Source organism: Microbulbifer maximicatervae (SeqCode), assembly GCF_052467505.1.
The window spans coordinates 4,244,722-4,260,000 of the sequence record NZ_CP174313.1; the positions used below are offsets into that span (position 1 = coordinate 4,244,722).

Here is a 15,279-nt window from a genome sequence, read left to right on the forward strand (position 1 = left end):
AGCAGTGACAAGCTATGCTTGCACTGATGTAAAAAAATAGTATTTGGCCATCGATTAAAGGACGGTCGTCGATATGATCAGGCGCACCAAAATTGTTGCCACCCTGGGTCCAGCTACCGATAAAGAAGAAACACTTCGGCAATTAATCAAGGCCGGTGTGGATATGGTTCGCCTGAACTTCTCTCATGGAAAAATTGATGATCACAGGCGCCGTGCAAAATTTGTCCGTGATGAAGCCGAGCGTCAGTGCAGACATATTGCCCTGCTGGGAGATTTGCAGGGGCCAAAAATTCGTGTCGGAAAATTCACTGATGGGCGTATATATCTGCGCAAAGGTGAAGAATTTATTTTGGACCCGGATTGGGATAAAGAAAGTGGCAGTCCTGAAGGTGTCTGGGTTGATTATGAAGCACTCGCAGAAGACTGTAATGAGGGAGACTGCCTGTTACTGGATGACGGCCGATTGAGTTTGCGCATAAAAAAAATTATTGGTCTGTCGTTAAAAACTGAAGTTGAAAATGGTGGCTGGTTATCTGATAGAAAGGGAATAAATAAGCAGGGAGGTGGCCTTACTGCGCCGGCACTGACAGAAAAAGACCATCGGGATATCAAAGTTGCCGCCGAGTTACAGGTAGATTATTTAGCCGTTTCTTTCCCTCGCGATGCTCGCGATATTCACAAAGCGAGAAAGTTACTCAGAGAGGCGGGTGGCACAGCACATATTATTGCCAAAATTGAAAGGGCTGAAGCGGTATCCAATGATGCTCGACTCGAGAAGCTTATCTTGGCCAGTGATGCCATTATGGTAGCGCGCGGTGATCTCGCCGTGGAGATTGGTGATGCAGAATTAATGGGAGTACAAAAACATTTAATCAGCTATGCCCGCTATCTCAATCGGGTAGTTATTACTGCGACACAAATGATGGAGTCGATGATTTCGAGCCCGGTACCTACTCGAGCAGAAGTCTGCGATGTGGCCAATGCAGTACTGGATGGCACTGATGCGGTAATGTTATCTGCTGAGACAGCGGCAGGTGAATATCCTATTGAAACCGTTAAGCATATGGCTGAAGTGATTCTTGGGGCAGAAAAACACCGTAAAATTTATTCCACGCCGGAAAGCCTTCGCGGCGATTACCCTGCGGGTGATGCGTGTATCGCCATGGCCGCCATGATCATCGCGAATCATTGCCGAGAAATTAAAGCCATTATTTGCCAGACCGAAACTGGAAATACTGCGTTATTGATGTCGAGAGTATGTGCATTAATTCCTATTTACGCTTTTTGTCGGCACCAAAAGTGCTGCAATCGTGTAGCCCTCTACAGCGGCGTTGACCCCGTATTAATGGATGTATCCAACATGGACGGCCCGCTGCGAGATCAAAAAGCAATTTCTTATTTATTGGATCAGGAACTGCTAATTTCAGGGGACTTCGTGTTGATATCCCGGGGCTATCAACAGGATATTGGTGGTCACACCGATACCCTGCGTATTGTCCGCGTGCCCTGATACAAACGATTAAATTAAAAATTTTCACAGTGCAAATAACTTACCCCGCACGAACACATCTAACTAGTACCTTGGTCTCCAATTCCTGCTCAACACAGCGAAACTTCTGACCGTCAAGGGTTAATGACTTTGGGCTTCCCTGGGGCGCGGTTGTCGAACAACCGGCAACTCCTGTCGCCAGGGCCACGGCAAGCAGAATAAGTAGTATTTTCTGCACCGCAGTTACCTCTTTGAGTGGTGTGAGTGACGCATTCCCGAATAACTTGTTTATTCAGGGTAGAGGTAATAGCCGTCATTGAGATGTATAACGCGCCAATTTGTTAAAAGTGGCGACAGTGATATTGGAGGGAGAAGGCTAATTAAACGGACGGTTGTATTGAGGTTGGCGATTAACTAACCCCGCTGCGTCCTTTGATGGTTTGCTACAGCGGGGTTAGTTACCTAATAAAGCTTGGAGTTAGCGTCTACCGCGATGGTGTCCACCGCGAACGCGATAGTGGCCTCTATGGCCCCGGTAGCCACGATAACCGGCGCGGTGATAACTTCTATAGCCTCGGTGATGGGCCCGGTAGCGGGCGTGGGGCGACCGAGGGTAATAGAAACGGTTGTAGTAGGGCATTCCGCGATAGTAGTAGCGAGCCCGGTAGCGAGGGTGGCCGCGGAATGATGCGGATCGGTAACTGGCGTAGCCACCGCGGTAATAGTAAGTATTCACCGGGGTGAAACCAACGGTTTGGTAAACCGGTGTCCTGTAGGAAGTTAAATAGACATTACTCGAAGCGTAATAGTTGGGCGTGGCATAGGGATAAGCGTAGGAGGAGGTGTAAGCGACTTGCCCTCCACTAGGGCCACCGTAACTGGTGTAGGTGGTGTAGTAACCATCGGTGGCACAGGCACCCAGGGCTAGGGCTGTGCACACCGTGGCGGTGAGAATCACCGTTTTAACAGCTCTATTCATAGTGCTTTCTCCGGTAAGTGGAATTTCCCCCCGGAGAGGCCCGGCAGGGGCCAAGCCCCTAGGCGCGCCAACTAGGCGAGCACAGAATCTCAGACTTAGTAAGGTCTTGCGCGCGGCGGTGGATCGACAATTTGATACTGGGTATTTACAACCGCAGGCGGTCTCAGGCGATAAAAGTTGCCGTCCCAGTAGAAGTTGCAGTGCTGCATATTGTGACAGGTGCCATCCGGGTGGCAGTGGGCATAGCGGCCACGCAGGTTGTAATACGTCTTGTTGTAATAAGGGCTGTATCCGTAATAACTGGCGGAACAATCGTTGCCTCCGCAGGGATAGCCGGATGTTCCATTACAGGCCGATAGAGCCAGTCCTGCTGCGATGGCGAGCGCACAACCTGAGCCTCGCAGCAATCTAGTGGGCAGCGGTTTCATCAAGACCTCCACACCTATTGGCGGGTAACACTTCTACATTCAGCCTAGCATTTTTGGCGCGTGAATCATCACGAGGCAGAGTAAATGTTCTAGCAAAGCTGAATACCGAGGCAGGTCTGTATTGGTTGATGGAAACTCTTCAGTTTCGATTTGATAGACCCACTTGTTCGGAGTCAAAAAAGGTAAGGTCGGCAGGCGGGTGAAACCACTAAAAATTCACGCATTGTGAGAAAAATGGTTCTCTCGCAATGCGCAAATCAAGCCGTGAAGGCTCTTTAACTTAGTGACTGCTGGGCAGGAGATTGGGGTTTATTGACTCTAAGTAGGCGCCGCTGCTCAGCAATTGCTTCGCCTCTTCAATATCCGGGGCAAAGTAGCGGTCCTTGTCATAGAAAGGTACTCGGGCGCGCAGTTTTGCCTTGGCGGCCTCCAGTTTTTCCGTGGATTTTAACGGCGCGCGGAAGTCCAGTCCCTGGCAGGCAGCGAGTAGCTCCACCGCCAGGATGCCACAGGTATTGTCGGCCATATCCCGCAGGCGACGGCCGGCAAAGGTGGCCATGGATACATGGTCTTCCTGGTTGGCGGAGGTGGGCAGTGAGTCCACGCAGGCTGGGTGCGCCATGGATTTGTTCTCACTGGCAAGCGCCGCTGAGGTGACCTGGGCGATCATAAAGCCGGAGTTCACCCCGCCATTTTCCACCAGGAAGGGAGGCAGGCCGGATAGGTTGCTGTCTATCAACAGGGCCATGCGACGCTCGGATAGGGAGCCGATTTCTGCCAATGCCAGCGCCAGGTTGTCGGCGACCATAGCCACAGGCTCTGCGTGGAAGTTACCGCCCGAAATAATGTCGGAGTTATCCGGATTTTCCTCGTCGGTAAATACCAGCGGGTTATCGGAAACACCATTCGCCTCGGCCAGCAATACTTCGGCAGCGAAGCGCATCTGCTGCAGACAGGCACCCATTACCTGGGGCTGACAGCGCAGTGAGTAAGGGTCCTGCACTTTTTCACAGAACTGGTGGGAATCACCGATCTGGCTGGTTTCACCGAGCAGGTCCCGATAAATTGCCGCTACGTCGCGCTGAGCCTGTTGGCCGCGGGCGTTGTGAATACGATCATCGAAGGGGCGGCGTGAGCCCTTGGCGGCTTCCAGGGTAATAGCACCGGTTACCAGGGCGCCGGCGAACAGGTCTTCACTGGCGAACAGGCCGAGCAGGGCAAAGGCGGTAGAAGCCTGGGTGCCGTTTAGCAGGGCGAGGCCTTCTTTGGGGGCCAGGGTAATGGGCTCAAGCCCCGCGGCTTTGAGGCCTTCGTGAGCACTCTTGCGCTCGCCCTTGATAAATACTTCTCCTTCACCGAGAAGTACCACGCTCATATGAGCCAGGGGCGCCAAATCGCCAGAAGCGCCGACAGAGCCTTTCTCAGGGATAGCGGGATATACACCGGCATTGACCAGTTGCATTAAAGCTTCGATAACCTGCGGGCGCACGCCGGAGAAGCCGCGCGCGAGCGAGTTGATTTTCAACACCATCAGCAGACGCACGGTGGCTTCACTCATAAAGTTGCCGGTACCGGCGGCATGGCTCAGTACAATAGCGCGCTGCAGGTTTTCCAGGTCGTGCTTTTCAATGCGGGTGTTGGCCAATAAACCAAAACCGGTATTAATTCCGTAAACTGTGCGCCCCTCGGTAATAACCTGGGCAACAGTGTGGGCAGAGGCTTCAATAGCGGGGTAGGCGCTTTTCGCCAGGGACAGCTGCACCGACTCGCGGGCTACGCGGCGCAGTTGCGCAAGGCTCAATTGACCGGGATCGATTTCCAATTGATACATAAATTCATTCACCAAAAAATATTTACTGCTTAGCAGGCTGTTGAAAAACAGCCTGCGCGGGCGGTGCGAAAGCGCCTGCCGCAAAATCAAGCACTGCAATTGCTTGATTTGAGTGCCCATCTTTGTGGACATGTGCCGTAAAGATGGCTTGAAAAAGTCGCTTGTTGGCTTTTTCAACACCCTGTTAGGCGCCGGCGGCGCAGCCCGATAAAAATTATTCGGGCTGTAAAAGATTTCCGCCGGCGGTATTTTTATTGCGGTAAAAAATCAGTCGTTCAGCATGGGCAGGTCCAAGCCCTGATCTTTTGCACATTTTTTTGCGATCTCGTAACCGGCATCGGCGTGGCGCATTACGCCGGTGGCGGGATCATTCCAGAGAACCCGTTCGATACGTTTGCGCGCAGCTTCGGTGCCGTCACAGACAATGACCACACCAGAGTGCTGGGAGAAGCCCATGCCTACGCCACCACCGTGATGCAGGGATACCCAGGTAGCGCCGGAGGCAGTGTTCAGCAGAGCATTCATCAGCGGCCAGTCGGAGACAGCGTCGGAACCATCTATCATGGCTTCAGTTTCGCGGTTGGGGCTGGCTACAGAGCCGCTGTCGAGGTGGTCGCGGCCGATCACTACCGGTGCTTCCAATTCACCGTTGGCTACCATTTCGTTAAATGCCAGTGCCAGACGCGCGCGATCTTTCAGGCCCACCCAGCAGATACGTGCGGGCAGTCCCTGGAAGTGAATCCGCTCGCGGGCCATATCGAGCCAGTTGTGCAGCTGCGGATTGTCGGGAATCAGTTCCTTAACCTTGGCATCGGTCTTGTAGATATCTTCCGGGTTGCCGGACAGGGCCGCCCAGCGGAAAGGACCGACACCTTCGCAGAACAGAGGGCGAATATAAGCGGGTACAAAACCGGGGAAATCGAAGGCATTTTCCACACCTTCCTCGAGAGCCATCTGACGAATATTGTTGCCGTAGTCGAGGGTTGCGGCTCCGCGCTTTTGCAGCTCCAGCATGGCTTCAACCTGAACCGCCATAGACTGTTTGGCTGCCTTTACTACTGCGGCTTCATCTTTCTTGCGCATCTCCGCTGCGTATTCCATGGTCCAGCCCTGGGGCAGGTAGCCATTTAAAGGATCGTGAGCGGAAGTCTGGTCGGTAACCGAATCTGGCAGAATATTGCGTTTTACAATTTCCGGGAAAATATCTGCTGCGTTGCCCAGTAGGCCAACGGAAATGGCTTCGCCTTTTTCCATTGCGGCTTCAATCATTTGCAGGGCTTCGTCGAGGCTGTTGGCTTTTTTGTCTACATAGCCAGTGCGCAGACGGAAATCGATACGGGTTTCGTCGCACTCTACTGCGATCATGCTGAAACCGGCCATGGTCGCCGCCAGTGGCTGAGCGCCACCCATGCCGCCGAGGCCACCGGTAAGAATCCATTTGCCTTTCGCTTCGCCATTAAAGTGTTTGCGTGCGACGGCGGCAAAGGTTTCATAGGTGCCCTGGACGATGCCTTGGGAGCCGATATAAATCCAAGAGCCGGCAGTCATCTGGCCGTACATGGCCAGGCCTTTTTTATCCAGCTCGTTAAAGTGTTCCCAGTTGGCCCAGTGGGGTACCAAGTTGGAGTTGGCAATTAATACCCGGGGTGCATCGGCGTGGGTTTTAAAGACTCCGACAGGCTTGCCGGACTGCACCAGCAGGGTTTCGTCGTCTTCCAGGCGCTTCAGCACTTCGACAATCTTGTCGTAGCACTCCCAATCCCGCGCGGCGCGGCCGATACCACCGTACACCACCAGGTCCTCCGGGCGTTCAGCTACCTCGGCGTCCAGGTTGTTCATCAACATGCGCAGGGGAGCTTCGGTGAGCCAGCTTTTGGCATTGAGCTCACTGCCGCGAGGCGCGCGGATTTTGCGGCTGGGATCGTGGCGTTTGTCGGTAGACATAGCTTCCTCGTCAATTTTTCTCGTAAAAAAATTCACACGTCCCGGATTTGATTGTTTCTTTTCCCAGGGCGCGCGGGATAAATCAATAACTAGAATCTCAGTTGTGCACCGAGGCGGTATCGATTGCCTGGGTGAACCAGGCGCGCGAAGCTCACGGTGCCGGCACTGCATTTAGTGCGCCGCCAAACCTGGAGGCACGCATCTCCGGGGGCAATTTCCAGAGCGTGGGCGATAGCGGCTTCCGCAGCTATGGCCTCGACGGTTGTATCGGCCTCGGTCAGCGGTGCGACTTTGGAAAGATAGGCGTTGGGGGTGGTGTGGGCGAAGTCCTGGTCCAGGTAATCTGGAGCCAAGGCTGGATTGGTAAACCGCTCTTCCCACTGCACCGGCAAGCCGTTGTCACAGTGCACAATAATGGAGTGAAACACTTTTGCCTGTTCGGGCACTTCCAATGCCAGGGCTACATCGGCGCTGGCGACACAGGGCTGAGCTAACAGAATGCGGTTGCTGTAACTGTGCCCCCGGGCCGAGATCTCGTCGGCGATATTGCGCACTTCCAACAGTGAGCTGGCGGGCACCGGCTCGGCGACAAAAGTACCCAGCCCCTGGGAGCGCATCAGAACGCGCTCATCGGTTAGCTCGGTGAGTGCCCGTCTTGCGGTCATCCGGCTCACACTGAATTGCTGTGCCAGTTGGTTCTCCGAGGGCACCTGGGAATGAACTGGCCACTCGCCGGACTCAATTTGTTGGCGGATATGGCGCTTGATGGCCGCGTATCGGGGTTCACTTGCAGTATTCATAGACTCAGGTACAGTGCTTCCGTGGCTTGTATATTGTTGTATATACAAGAATAGTTACGGCTACTATGGTTTCCCTGCTGCGGGCTGTCAAGTCGAAGAGGGGAGCTGTATCCTGCCCGTTACTGGTTTGTCGGTCATCGGGCCGAGCATCTATGGTTTAAAAGGAAAAGCGTGCCGCTAAAAGCTTATGTCAGAACGCTGTGATTTGCTGATTACCAATTTGAATGCCGCCACAATGGACCCATCCATTGCCGGTGGTTACGGTGTTATCGAGGATGCTGCAATTGCGGTAACCAAAGGTCGGATCGTTTGGATTGGTCCCCGCCGGGATCTGCCCGAGTGCACCCCAGACCGCATTGTTGATGGAGAAGGTCAATGGGCAACTCCGGGCCTGATCGATTGCCACACGCATCTCGTATATGGAGGCCATCGCGCAGGGGAGTTTGCCCGTCGCCTGGGGGGAGAGAGTTACGAAGAAGTGGCTCGCTCTGGCGGGGGTATTATTTCTACCGTACGGGCGACACGGGGTGCCAGTGCCGAGAACCTGTATAAGTTGGCTGAGCCCCGTCTGCACGCCCTGATGGCCGAAGGCGTTACAACCGTGGAAATTAAATCCGGTTATGGCCTGGACCTGGATACTGAACTAAAGCAATTGCGCACCGCGAGACGCCTGGCGCAACACAACTCAGTGGAAATAGTAACGACCTGTCTGGCAGCTCACGCTCTGCCACCGGAATACGACGGTCGTGCCGATGAATATATCGACCTTATCTGCGAGCAGATATTGCCCGCTGTAGCCCGCGAGCAACTGGCCGATGCCGTGGATATGTTTTGCGAGACGATTGGATTTACTGTCGATCAGTGCCAGAGAGTTATCGATGCAGCGAAAAAACTGGACCTGCCAGTAAAAGTGCACGCCGAGCAGTTGGCGCGTACAGGGGCTACTGAAATGGCGGCAAAGTCCGGGGCATTATCGGTAGATCATATTGAATACATCAGCGATGCGGATGTCCGGGCCATGGCGGAAAGCGGCACCGTGGCCGTCCTCCTGCCGGGTGCTTTTTATACGCTGCACGAAACCCAGGTTCCGCCCATTGAAAAATTACGCGAGGCGGGGGTTTGTATGGCATTGGCTACAGACCTTAATCCCGGGAGTTGTCCAATCGCTTCCCTGCGTTTGATGATGAATATGGGTTGTCAGCTGTTTGGCTTAACTCCGGCAGAAGCTCTCGCAGGTGTTACCCGTGCAGCCGCTCGGGCATTGGGTTTGTGCTGTTCTCGCGGTGTACTGCGCGAAGGGCTGCGAGCAGATATTGTTCTTTGGCCGATGGATACCCCGGATCAACTCGCTTATGAAGTGGGTGCGCTAAAGCCTGCAAAAATTTTCTTGGGAGGTCGCGATGTTACAACTTGCTGATATGCAATTATGGAGTGGTCGCACTGATTCTGAGGATGGGCGAGCGGGTGAGCGTTGGCACCAGCGGATTTCTCCTTTGCAGTTAGATGATGCTCCTGGCCTCACAATTCTAGGTTTTGCTTCAGATGAAGGGGTACGCCGAAATAAAGGGCGTATCGGTGCAGCGAAAGGTCCGAGAATCCTGCGTCTGGCTATGGCTAACCTGCCGGCCACTTTCGATGCGCCCTTATACGATGCGGGTAACGTCAGAGTCGAACGGGAAGACTTGGAGTCTGCCCAATCGCTATTGGGTGCCCGTATCAATGAGTTGCTCGGTGCCGGTCACTTTCCACTGGTATTGGGAGGCGGCCATGAAATTGCTTTTGGCAGTTATCAGGGGATTGCCCGCTGGATGCGCGAGCATCACCGCGAGAGCAGTCTGGGTATTATCAATTTTGATGCGCATTTGGATTTACGCACACCTGCGCCAAAGGGGTCATCGGGTACGCCATTTTTCCAGATTGCAGAGCAGTGCAGGATAAATGGCCGCGAATTTAATTATCTCTGTGTAGGCGCAGCGGATAACGCCAACACGCCTGCTCTCTACCAGAGAGCTGATGAGCTGGGTGCCCAGGTTATTCGGGACCGTGAAATCAGTAGTTGGAATCTGAATACGGTTCAGGCGCGAATCCGCGACTTTATTGAGAAGGTGGATTTTGTCTATCTGACGGTATGTCTGGATGTATTGCCGGCGGCAGTAATGCCAGCGGTGAGTGCCCCCTCTGGCAGGGGGGTTTCCATGGAGTTTTTGGAAGTCTTGCTGGATACCGTTTTGGAATCCAATAAAGTTTGTTTGGCGGATATCGCTGAATTTAATCCTTATTTCGATATTGAGGATCATGGTGCGCGTACCGCGGCCCGCCTGGGATTTCAAATTGCAAATCGTGCGGCCAGAAAAATCCCCTGAGTATTTTTAATAATACAGCGCGGCCACTATGGCTTTGGAGGTCGCGTTAACTTCAGTATTAGAAACCACTATTTTAATCTTTATCTACAGCCGTAAGTGACTGGCAGAAAGCTCCGCTTTTGTAGTTGATATGATCAAAGATCTTGAAATTAATCACTTAAAAACCCTGGAAATACTATTCAGGGTTGAAAGTATCTCCCTTGCCGCAGAGCATCTGCAGGTTTCGCAGCAAGCTATCAGTTTGCAGCTGAAGAAGATTAGAAAAATAGTTGGGGATGATCTATTTGTGCGCACTGGGCATGGGATGGCTCCCACCAGTTATGCAAAATTTATAGAGCCACAGATTCGACAGGTGCTGACGTTACTCAGTGAGATTCCTGCCCCGGGTTCTCTTGATTCAAGCCAGACTTCCCGGACCCTGGTGATCTCTGCTACAGATTACGCGCAAAAAGTGGTTGTTGCCGAGTTGATCCAAAGGGTCAGGCAAAATGCGCCGAAAGTGAAATTTATTGTCACTAATATTGAAAGCGTCTCGCTCACCCAGAAAATGCATCAGGGAGAAATTGACTTAGCTTTCACATCAGCGGGGTATGTGCCTGATGGAATTAATACACAGGTGCTCTTTAATGAGCGTTATGTTTGTGTATCGGCTAATCCTATGTATAGTTTAGATGAGTTGGTCCCTATTGATCAGTTGATGCAATCTGATTTTGTGATTACATCGCCAGGGGTTGGAGGCTTGCGCGGTTCAGCCGATCGTTGGCTAGAGGGGCAAGGTCTAAAAAGAGAGATTGTTGTTTCGGCGCCCTCTTTTTATATAGCCCAGGAGTTCTTGAAAAGGACGAATACCCTGGCCTTTATTCCCTCTAGGTTGATGCCTTGTGAGGGCTTGGTGGAAATTACCTTGGACAAGTATCCACCTGGCTACGAAGTTGTAGCCGCCTTTCATCCCCGAGTGGAAAATGATCCATTGGTAAGTTGGATTCTCAATGATCTGCACCAACGGTTTTCTAAGTCAATGGCTTCCTGATTGTATCCGTAACAAGCTTTACTCCATAGCTTTGGCAAAGCTGCCTTTCTACTATGATTTTTTCAAAAGCTAGAAAGCGTACAGGTCTGTTATGAGTATTCTGAATATTAATCCTTCTTCACTTTACGATGGCAGTTCTTCCTGCCTATCCCACGCCCGAGTCGATACCAAAACAGGCTTGGTATTTGTATCGGGTCAGGTGGATTGGGATAGTAATTGTGAAGTTAAAAACAAAGGGGTTGGTGCTCAGGCGGAAAGCGCCATGCAAAACCTATTGACAGTATTGGATGAGGCCGGATCGTCGGTAGAGAACCTTTTGCAGTTACGTATCTATGTGCGTGGAGAAGTTAGTGAGCATCTGGGGGAAATAGTCCCCGTGCTATCTAAATATTTGGGTACTACTCGCCCGGCAATCACGGGAGTGGGAGTCAGATCCCTGGCGTCGCCAGAGACATTGATAGAAATTGAGGCAGTGGCTAAAACGCTGCTTTAAGTACCTGAATAAAAAAGCCCCGCATTGCAGGGCTTTTAAGTTTTACTTGAGGTGTTCCCTAAGCTCGGAGCCTGCTTGATCAAGAGCATCCTGCACAGCGGGCACGTCACTCAGGGCATTTAGTAGGCCGTAGTCGTGAATCATGCCGTTATAGCGAACAGCGGTTACGGTCACACCAGCTTCGTTAAGTTTGCGGGCGTAAGCTTCCCCTTCATCTCTCAGCACATCCATCTCAGCAGTCTGCACCAGAGCGGGAGGCAAGCCGACCAACTGGGATTTGCTTGCGCGCAGAGGTGAAGCATAGATCTCGTTGCGCTGTTTGGGGTCGGTAGTGTAGTTATCCCAGAACCACTTCATCATATCCCGTGTCAGGAAGTGATCCTGGGCGAACTGCTTGTAAGAAGCGTTGTTGAAGTTGGCATCGGTAACCGGCCAGAGCAGCAGTTGGAATTGCAGATCCGGTGTTCCTTTCTCTTTCGCCATCAAGGCAACCACGGCTGCCATATTGCCACCGACACTGTTACCGGCCACGGCAAGACGGGAACCGTCGACACCGATCTTTTCGCCATTCTCCGCGACCCACAGGGTAGCCGCATAAGCCTGGTTAATTGCAGTCGGGTACTTGGCCTCTGGAGACGGGGTGTAATCCACATACACCGCAGCGGCGCCGGAGCGTTGAACCAGATCGCGGATCAAGCGTTCGTGAGTTGGGTAGTCACCCAAGACCCAGCCTCCGCCGTGGAAATACATAAAGGCGGGAATCTGGCCCCGGGTGTTTTTCGGTTTAACGATAGTTAGTTCCAGCTTTTCTCCATTAACCGTAATGGTTTTCTTGCTGACTTCAGCGGGCGGCAATTGCGCACCCTCTTGGGCTCCGACCAGGACGGCGCGGGCATCTTTTGGTGATAGTTGCTCAATGGGTTTGCCGCCACCTTGTGCCAGAGCTTGAAGGAACCCCTGGGTATTTTGCTCAACACCAGGGGAAATAGAAGCAGATGCAGAAGTCATACCTAGAGCAAAGAAAAGGGGTAGTGCCAGCTTGGAAACTTTTAAGCCATTCATAACGGATACCTTCAACTCTCTACCGGTTGCTTAAGCAGATATGTGCAGGCGCACATCAACATTGCCTCGGGTTGCATTGGAATAAGGGCAAACTTCATCGTGAGCGGTGTTGGCAATTTTTTCTGCCGTCGCTTGATCCAGGCCAGGAAGATCGATATAGAGGTCAATATTCAGACCAAACCCCTTACCCTGGGGACCGATTCCAACTTCAGCGCGCACAGTGGTTTCTTCCGGGACTTTTACTTTCTCTTTACCGGCGACAAACTTAAGAGCGCCAATAAAGCAGGCAGAGTAACCCGCAGCAAACAGTTGCTCTGGGTTGGTGCCATCGCCACCGGGGCCGCCAAGCTCTTTGGGAATACTGAGCTTGACGCTTAACTTTCCATCTGATGATTGAGCTTCGCCATCACGGCCGCCATTTGCGGTTGCTACTGCGGTGTAAACTGTTTGCATTAACCTGTCCTCATTGATGTGTGTTTGTCTGTCAGAAGCCGCCTGGAATGGAGTCCAGTCCTTTTCCCGCTGGATTTATTGAGCTGGGGGTAGTAGTCCGGATTTCTAAGTCAGCTTCTAAACAGCGCGTCAGCTTGGACGCCAGATAAAGTTATTGCGATAACTATTATTGCGATAATTAAATGTCGCTATAAGGACGATAGCTATAACAAATGGAGTCAAAGCGAGGGCCCCGCTAATGGCGGGGCGATAAAAGAGGGGAAGATTAGGGGTTCGCTAAATATTGGCGAAGCGCCTCTATTTGCGTCTTTAGCGCCCGTGCAGACTGAGGATTCAAGCCACAGGCATTCAGCACTTGAGTGGGAATTGAAGCAGCTTCTTTTTGCATCGACCTACCGGCATCAGTCAGCTTGATAATGACTCGACGCTCATCCTCCGGGTCTCGGTGGCGGTTGATCAGCTTTTGATTCTCCAGTCGTTTGATAACTGGCGTTAGGGCACCTTTATCCTGGCTAAGCCGCAGACTCAGCTCCGTAGCGGTGATTCCATCGTCTTCCCAGAGCACCAGCATCATCAAGTACTGGGGGTAGGTTATTCCCAGTGTCTCCAATAGAGGCTTGTACATCTTGCTCATTGCCAGGGAGGCAGAATAAAGGCTGAAGCAAAGTTGGTTATCGAGTTTTTGGTCTTCGTTTATGGACTTGGCCATAGGCACACCCTACTTACCGGTGGCAGTTTTGCGCCAGTGTAGCGCAAGTATGGACTTACCACGCTCCTTCATTGTTCCAGAACCGACACATACTGCCAATCGAGAGCAGCGAAACTTTTTGTAAGGTTTTATTTGAAGCCGGTACAGTAATTTTCATAGACGATGGAGTGGCCGGTGGAATTACGGGATCAATTATTTCAACAAGCGACTACGGAATATACCGAAGGGGTTTCCCGGCTGGTACATAGCTATGTGCGATCAAAAGCCGAGCATGATGACCTGTTACAGGAAATCTGGCTGGGGCTCTGGCGGGCCCTGCCGACATTTCGCGGTGATGCTAGCTTAAAAACCTTTGTATATCGTATCGCACATAACCGCTGTGTGACCGAGCTGACCCGTAGGAAACCTTATCATGGGAGTGATGATGAATTACTGGAGCTTGAGGACCACCAGCCGGGCCCGGCAGAGCGACTGGTAGCCGAACGCAAGTCCGAACAGCTGGTTCGTGCAGTGCAGAAATTACCCTTAGGACTCCGGCAGACATTGACTCTTCGCCTGGAAGGCCTGAGCTATGCGGAAATCTCTGAAGTTCTGGGTATTACCGAGTCCAATATTGCAGTGCGGCTCAACCGGGCAAAAGAGCGTCTCAATATCTGCCTTTTGGGAAGTGAAAAATGAATGAAGCAGACACAGAAAAACAATGGCTAGAGCTGGAAAGTATCTGGAAGGGGCAGCAGACTAGCGCAGAAATCCCAACTACAGTGCTGAATTGGGTGCGTCGCCAGGAGCGAAGAATGCGATTGGCGGTCGCTTTTGAGTATCTTCTTGCCATAGCTGGGGCTATCTATTTGCTTGGAGTAATTCTTGCGAAGAACTACCCAGATACCATGTACCGAGTAGCTTTTGCTATTGCGACGCTTGTTTTGGCAATAGTATTTTCGATAGTTAATCGGCGAGGTCTATGGGCCCCACTAGAAGAATCGGCAAAAGCTTATGTTGAATTAGGTCTGCTGAGGCTTAGGCGAAAACGTCGAGAAGTTTATTTCAGTTGGTTATTCCTGATCCTGCAGATATTTATTATCAGTATGTGGGAACTTAGCAGGTTTCTTCGTGGAGCGGCGGAACCTTTGGTCCGTAATCCTCAAGAAGCACTCATAGTATTGTCTGGGTTGGTTGTGGCTCTCGCTTTATATAGTTTTTATATTTATCGGCGCACAGAAAAAGAAGAGAGAGTATTAACGAGCTTCCAGGAAAATTTATAAATTAACTGTAAAGAAAAAAATCCTGACGGGACTACAAAGGGGAATACATATAAACGGAGGATTGAATAATGTTTACAGATGTGGAGCAATTACTAAGTGGTTTTTCAGCGTTTCTTAGCGAGTTAAGTCTACTCAAAGCTTTCCTATTTCTTGTTTTCTTTTTGCTTGTCTGGTTTCTTCCCGCATTGATTGCCTTTTTCTTCAATCGGAAGCACTTCGGAAAGATCTTAGTAGCTAATGTTCCCGCCGGTCTTTCCTGGTTGGCATGGTTTGCGTTACTGGCTTGGGCTGTTACCGGAAAAATGCGTGGTAAGAAAGGAGAAGTAAGTGAGTGCGCAGGTGTGCAGGGAGAACGCCCTGCCGCTGGTAAGCTTATCAGTAAATGAGTGTGTGTTTGAGATTCGAGCTACTTCATTAAGTAGCTGAATAATCCCTG

17 protein-coding genes are annotated in these 15,279 nt (G+C 51.7%); 8 read left to right on the top strand and 9 right to left on the bottom strand.

The features are described from left to right. Positions 1-73: 73 nt before the first annotated feature. Positions 74-1,510 (top strand): pyruvate kinase, encoded by a 1,437-nt coding sequence (pyk, locus tag ACJJIN_RS18715; RefSeq protein WP_444895740.1) that lies wholly within the window; start codon positions 74-76, stop codon positions 1,508-1,510. Positions 1,511-1,550: 40 nt separating this feature from the next. Here pyk and ACJJIN_RS18720 read toward each other — a convergent pair whose 3' ends face one another. The 6 genes from ACJJIN_RS18720 to hutC form a co-directional block, all read right to left on the bottom strand. Continuing rightward, entirely contained in the window at positions 1,551-1,727 is a 177-nt protein-coding gene (locus ACJJIN_RS18720; RefSeq protein WP_413663747.1) for a hypothetical protein, read from the bottom strand. Positions 1,728-1,967: 240 nt separating this feature from the next. After that, entirely contained in the window at positions 1,968-2,468 is a 501-nt protein-coding gene (locus ACJJIN_RS18725; RefSeq protein ID WP_444895741.1) for a hypothetical protein, read from the bottom strand. A 95-nt stretch (positions 2,469-2,563) separates the two neighbouring features. Continuing rightward, a complete protein-coding gene (locus ACJJIN_RS18730; RefSeq protein WP_282930781.1) occupies positions 2,564-2,896 on the bottom strand; it encodes a hypothetical protein in 333 nt (110 codons plus the stop codon). Positions 2,897-3,176: 280 nt separating this feature from the next. Further along, positions 3,177-4,859 (bottom strand): histidine ammonia-lyase, encoded by a 1,683-nt coding sequence (gene hutH / locus ACJJIN_RS18735; protein WP_444895742.1) that lies wholly within the window; start codon positions 4,857-4,859, stop codon positions 3,177-3,179. 135 nt (positions 4,860-4,994) lie between these two features. Beyond that, positions 4,995-6,671: a urocanate hydratase gene (gene hutU, locus ACJJIN_RS18740; protein ID WP_444895743.1), complete on the bottom strand. Its 1,677-nt coding sequence runs from the start codon at positions 6,669-6,671 to the stop codon at positions 4,995-4,997. An 89-nt stretch (positions 6,672-6,760) separates the two neighbouring features. After that, positions 6,761-7,471, bottom strand: a complete 711-nt coding sequence (gene hutC / locus ACJJIN_RS18745; RefSeq protein WP_108734924.1) for a histidine utilization transcriptional repressor HutC — start codon at positions 7,469-7,471, stop codon at positions 6,761-6,763. 187 nt (positions 7,472-7,658) lie between these two features. Here hutC and hutI point away from each other — a divergent pair, with 187 nt between their 5' ends. The 4 genes from hutI (at position 7,659) to ACJJIN_RS18765 (ending at position 11,357) form a co-directional block, all read left to right on the top strand. Next, on the top strand, positions 7,659-8,888 hold the full coding sequence (hutI, locus tag ACJJIN_RS18750; protein WP_444895744.1) for an imidazolonepropionase: 1,230 nt from the start codon (positions 7,659-7,661) through the stop codon (positions 8,886-8,888). Further along, the gene (gene hutG / locus ACJJIN_RS18755) at positions 8,872-9,834 is read left to right on the top strand and encodes a formimidoylglutamase (RefSeq protein ID WP_444895745.1); all 963 of its coding nucleotides are present in this window, start codon (positions 8,872-8,874) and stop codon (positions 9,832-9,834) included. The genes hutI and hutG overlap by 17 nt, the downstream gene beginning before the upstream one ends. A gap of 130 nt (positions 9,835-9,964) precedes the next feature. Further along, positions 9,965-10,864: a LysR family transcriptional regulator gene (locus ACJJIN_RS18760; protein WP_444895746.1), complete on the top strand. Its 900-nt coding sequence runs from the start codon at positions 9,965-9,967 to the stop codon at positions 10,862-10,864. Between the two features lie 91 nt (positions 10,865-10,955). Continuing rightward, a complete protein-coding gene (locus ACJJIN_RS18765) occupies positions 10,956-11,357 on the top strand; it encodes a RidA family protein (RefSeq protein ID WP_444895747.1) in 402 nt (133 codons plus the stop codon). 42 nt (positions 11,358-11,399) lie between these two features. Here the strand turns inward: ACJJIN_RS18765 and ACJJIN_RS18770 are convergent, their stop codons facing one another. The 3 genes from ACJJIN_RS18770 to ACJJIN_RS18780 form a co-directional block, all read right to left on the bottom strand. Then, positions 11,400-12,419: an alpha/beta hydrolase gene (locus ACJJIN_RS18770; protein WP_444895748.1), complete on the bottom strand. Its 1,020-nt coding sequence runs from the start codon at positions 12,417-12,419 to the stop codon at positions 11,400-11,402. Positions 12,420-12,449: 30 nt separating this feature from the next. Next, on the bottom strand, positions 12,450-12,872 hold the full coding sequence (locus ACJJIN_RS18775; RefSeq protein ID WP_444895749.1) for an organic hydroperoxide resistance protein: 423 nt from the start codon (positions 12,870-12,872) through the stop codon (positions 12,450-12,452). Between the two features lie 265 nt (positions 12,873-13,137). Next, positions 13,138-13,581, bottom strand: coding sequence for a MarR family winged helix-turn-helix transcriptional regulator (locus ACJJIN_RS18780; RefSeq protein ID WP_444895750.1), 444 nt, complete (start codon positions 13,579-13,581; stop codon positions 13,138-13,140). Positions 13,582-13,755: 174 nt separating this feature from the next. On the opposite strand from ACJJIN_RS18780, the gene ACJJIN_RS18785 reads away from it, so the two are divergent. From ACJJIN_RS18785 to ACJJIN_RS18795, 3 genes are all read left to right on the top strand, one after another. After that, complete coding sequence (locus ACJJIN_RS18785; protein WP_413663736.1) at positions 13,756-14,259, top strand: RNA polymerase sigma factor; 504 nt, start codon at positions 13,756-13,758, stop codon at positions 14,257-14,259. Continuing rightward, positions 14,256-14,843 carry a hypothetical protein gene (locus ACJJIN_RS18790; RefSeq protein ID WP_444895751.1) on the top strand — a complete coding sequence of 196 codons (588 nt, stop codon included), beginning with the start codon at positions 14,256-14,258 and terminating at the stop codon, positions 14,841-14,843. The genes ACJJIN_RS18785 and ACJJIN_RS18790 overlap by 4 nt, the downstream gene beginning before the upstream one ends. A gap of 68 nt (positions 14,844-14,911) precedes the next feature. Next, on the top strand, positions 14,912-15,229 hold the full coding sequence (locus ACJJIN_RS18795; protein WP_444895752.1) for a superinfection immunity protein: 318 nt from the start codon (positions 14,912-14,914) through the stop codon (positions 15,227-15,229). The last annotated feature ends 50 nt before the right edge of the window (positions 15,230-15,279 follow it).

Excerpts from the sequence above, each read along its gene's own strand:
- ACJJIN_RS18775 (WP_444895749.1), bottom strand. The coding sequence starts at position 12,872 with ATGCAAACAGTTTACACCGCAGTAGCAACCGCAAATGGCGGCCGTGAT.
- ACJJIN_RS18730 (WP_282930781.1), bottom strand. The coding sequence starts at position 2,896 with ATGAAACCGCTGCCCACTAGATTGCTGCGAGGCTCAGGTTGTGCGCTC.
- hutU (WP_444895743.1), bottom strand. The coding sequence starts at position 6,671 with ATGTCTACCGACAAACGCCACGATCCCAGCCGCAAAATCCGCGCGCCT.
- ACJJIN_RS18765 (WP_444895747.1), top strand. The coding sequence starts at position 10,956 with ATGAGTATTCTGAATATTAATCCTTCTTCACTTTACGATGGCAGTTCT.
- ACJJIN_RS18790 (WP_444895751.1), top strand. The coding sequence starts at position 14,256 with ATGAATGAAGCAGACACAGAAAAACAATGGCTAGAGCTGGAAAGTATC.
- ACJJIN_RS18725 (WP_444895741.1), bottom strand. The coding sequence starts at position 2,468 with ATGAATAGAGCTGTTAAAACGGTGATTCTCACCGCCACGGTGTGCACA.
- ACJJIN_RS18770 (WP_444895748.1), bottom strand. The coding sequence starts at position 12,419 with ATGAATGGCTTAAAAGTTTCCAAGCTGGCACTACCCCTTTTCTTTGCT.
- pyk (WP_444895740.1), top strand. The coding sequence starts at position 74 with ATGATCAGGCGCACCAAAATTGTTGCCACCCTGGGTCCAGCTACCGAT.
- hutI (WP_444895744.1), top strand. The coding sequence starts at position 7,659 with ATGTCAGAACGCTGTGATTTGCTGATTACCAATTTGAATGCCGCCACA.
- hutH (WP_444895742.1), bottom strand. The coding sequence starts at position 4,859 with ATGTCCACAAAGATGGGCACTCAAATCAAGCAATTGCAGTGCTTGATT.
- ACJJIN_RS18760 (WP_444895746.1), top strand. The coding sequence starts at position 9,965 with ATGATCAAAGATCTTGAAATTAATCACTTAAAAACCCTGGAAATACTA.
- ACJJIN_RS18795 (WP_444895752.1), top strand. The coding sequence starts at position 14,912 with ATGTTTACAGATGTGGAGCAATTACTAAGTGGTTTTTCAGCGTTTCTT.
- hutG (WP_444895745.1), top strand. The coding sequence starts at position 8,872 with ATGTTACAACTTGCTGATATGCAATTATGGAGTGGTCGCACTGATTCT.
- hutC (WP_108734924.1), bottom strand. The coding sequence starts at position 7,471 with ATGAATACTGCAAGTGAACCCCGATACGCGGCCATCAAGCGCCATATC.
- ACJJIN_RS18780 (WP_444895750.1), bottom strand. The coding sequence starts at position 13,581 with ATGGCCAAGTCCATAAACGAAGACCAAAAACTCGATAACCAACTTTGC.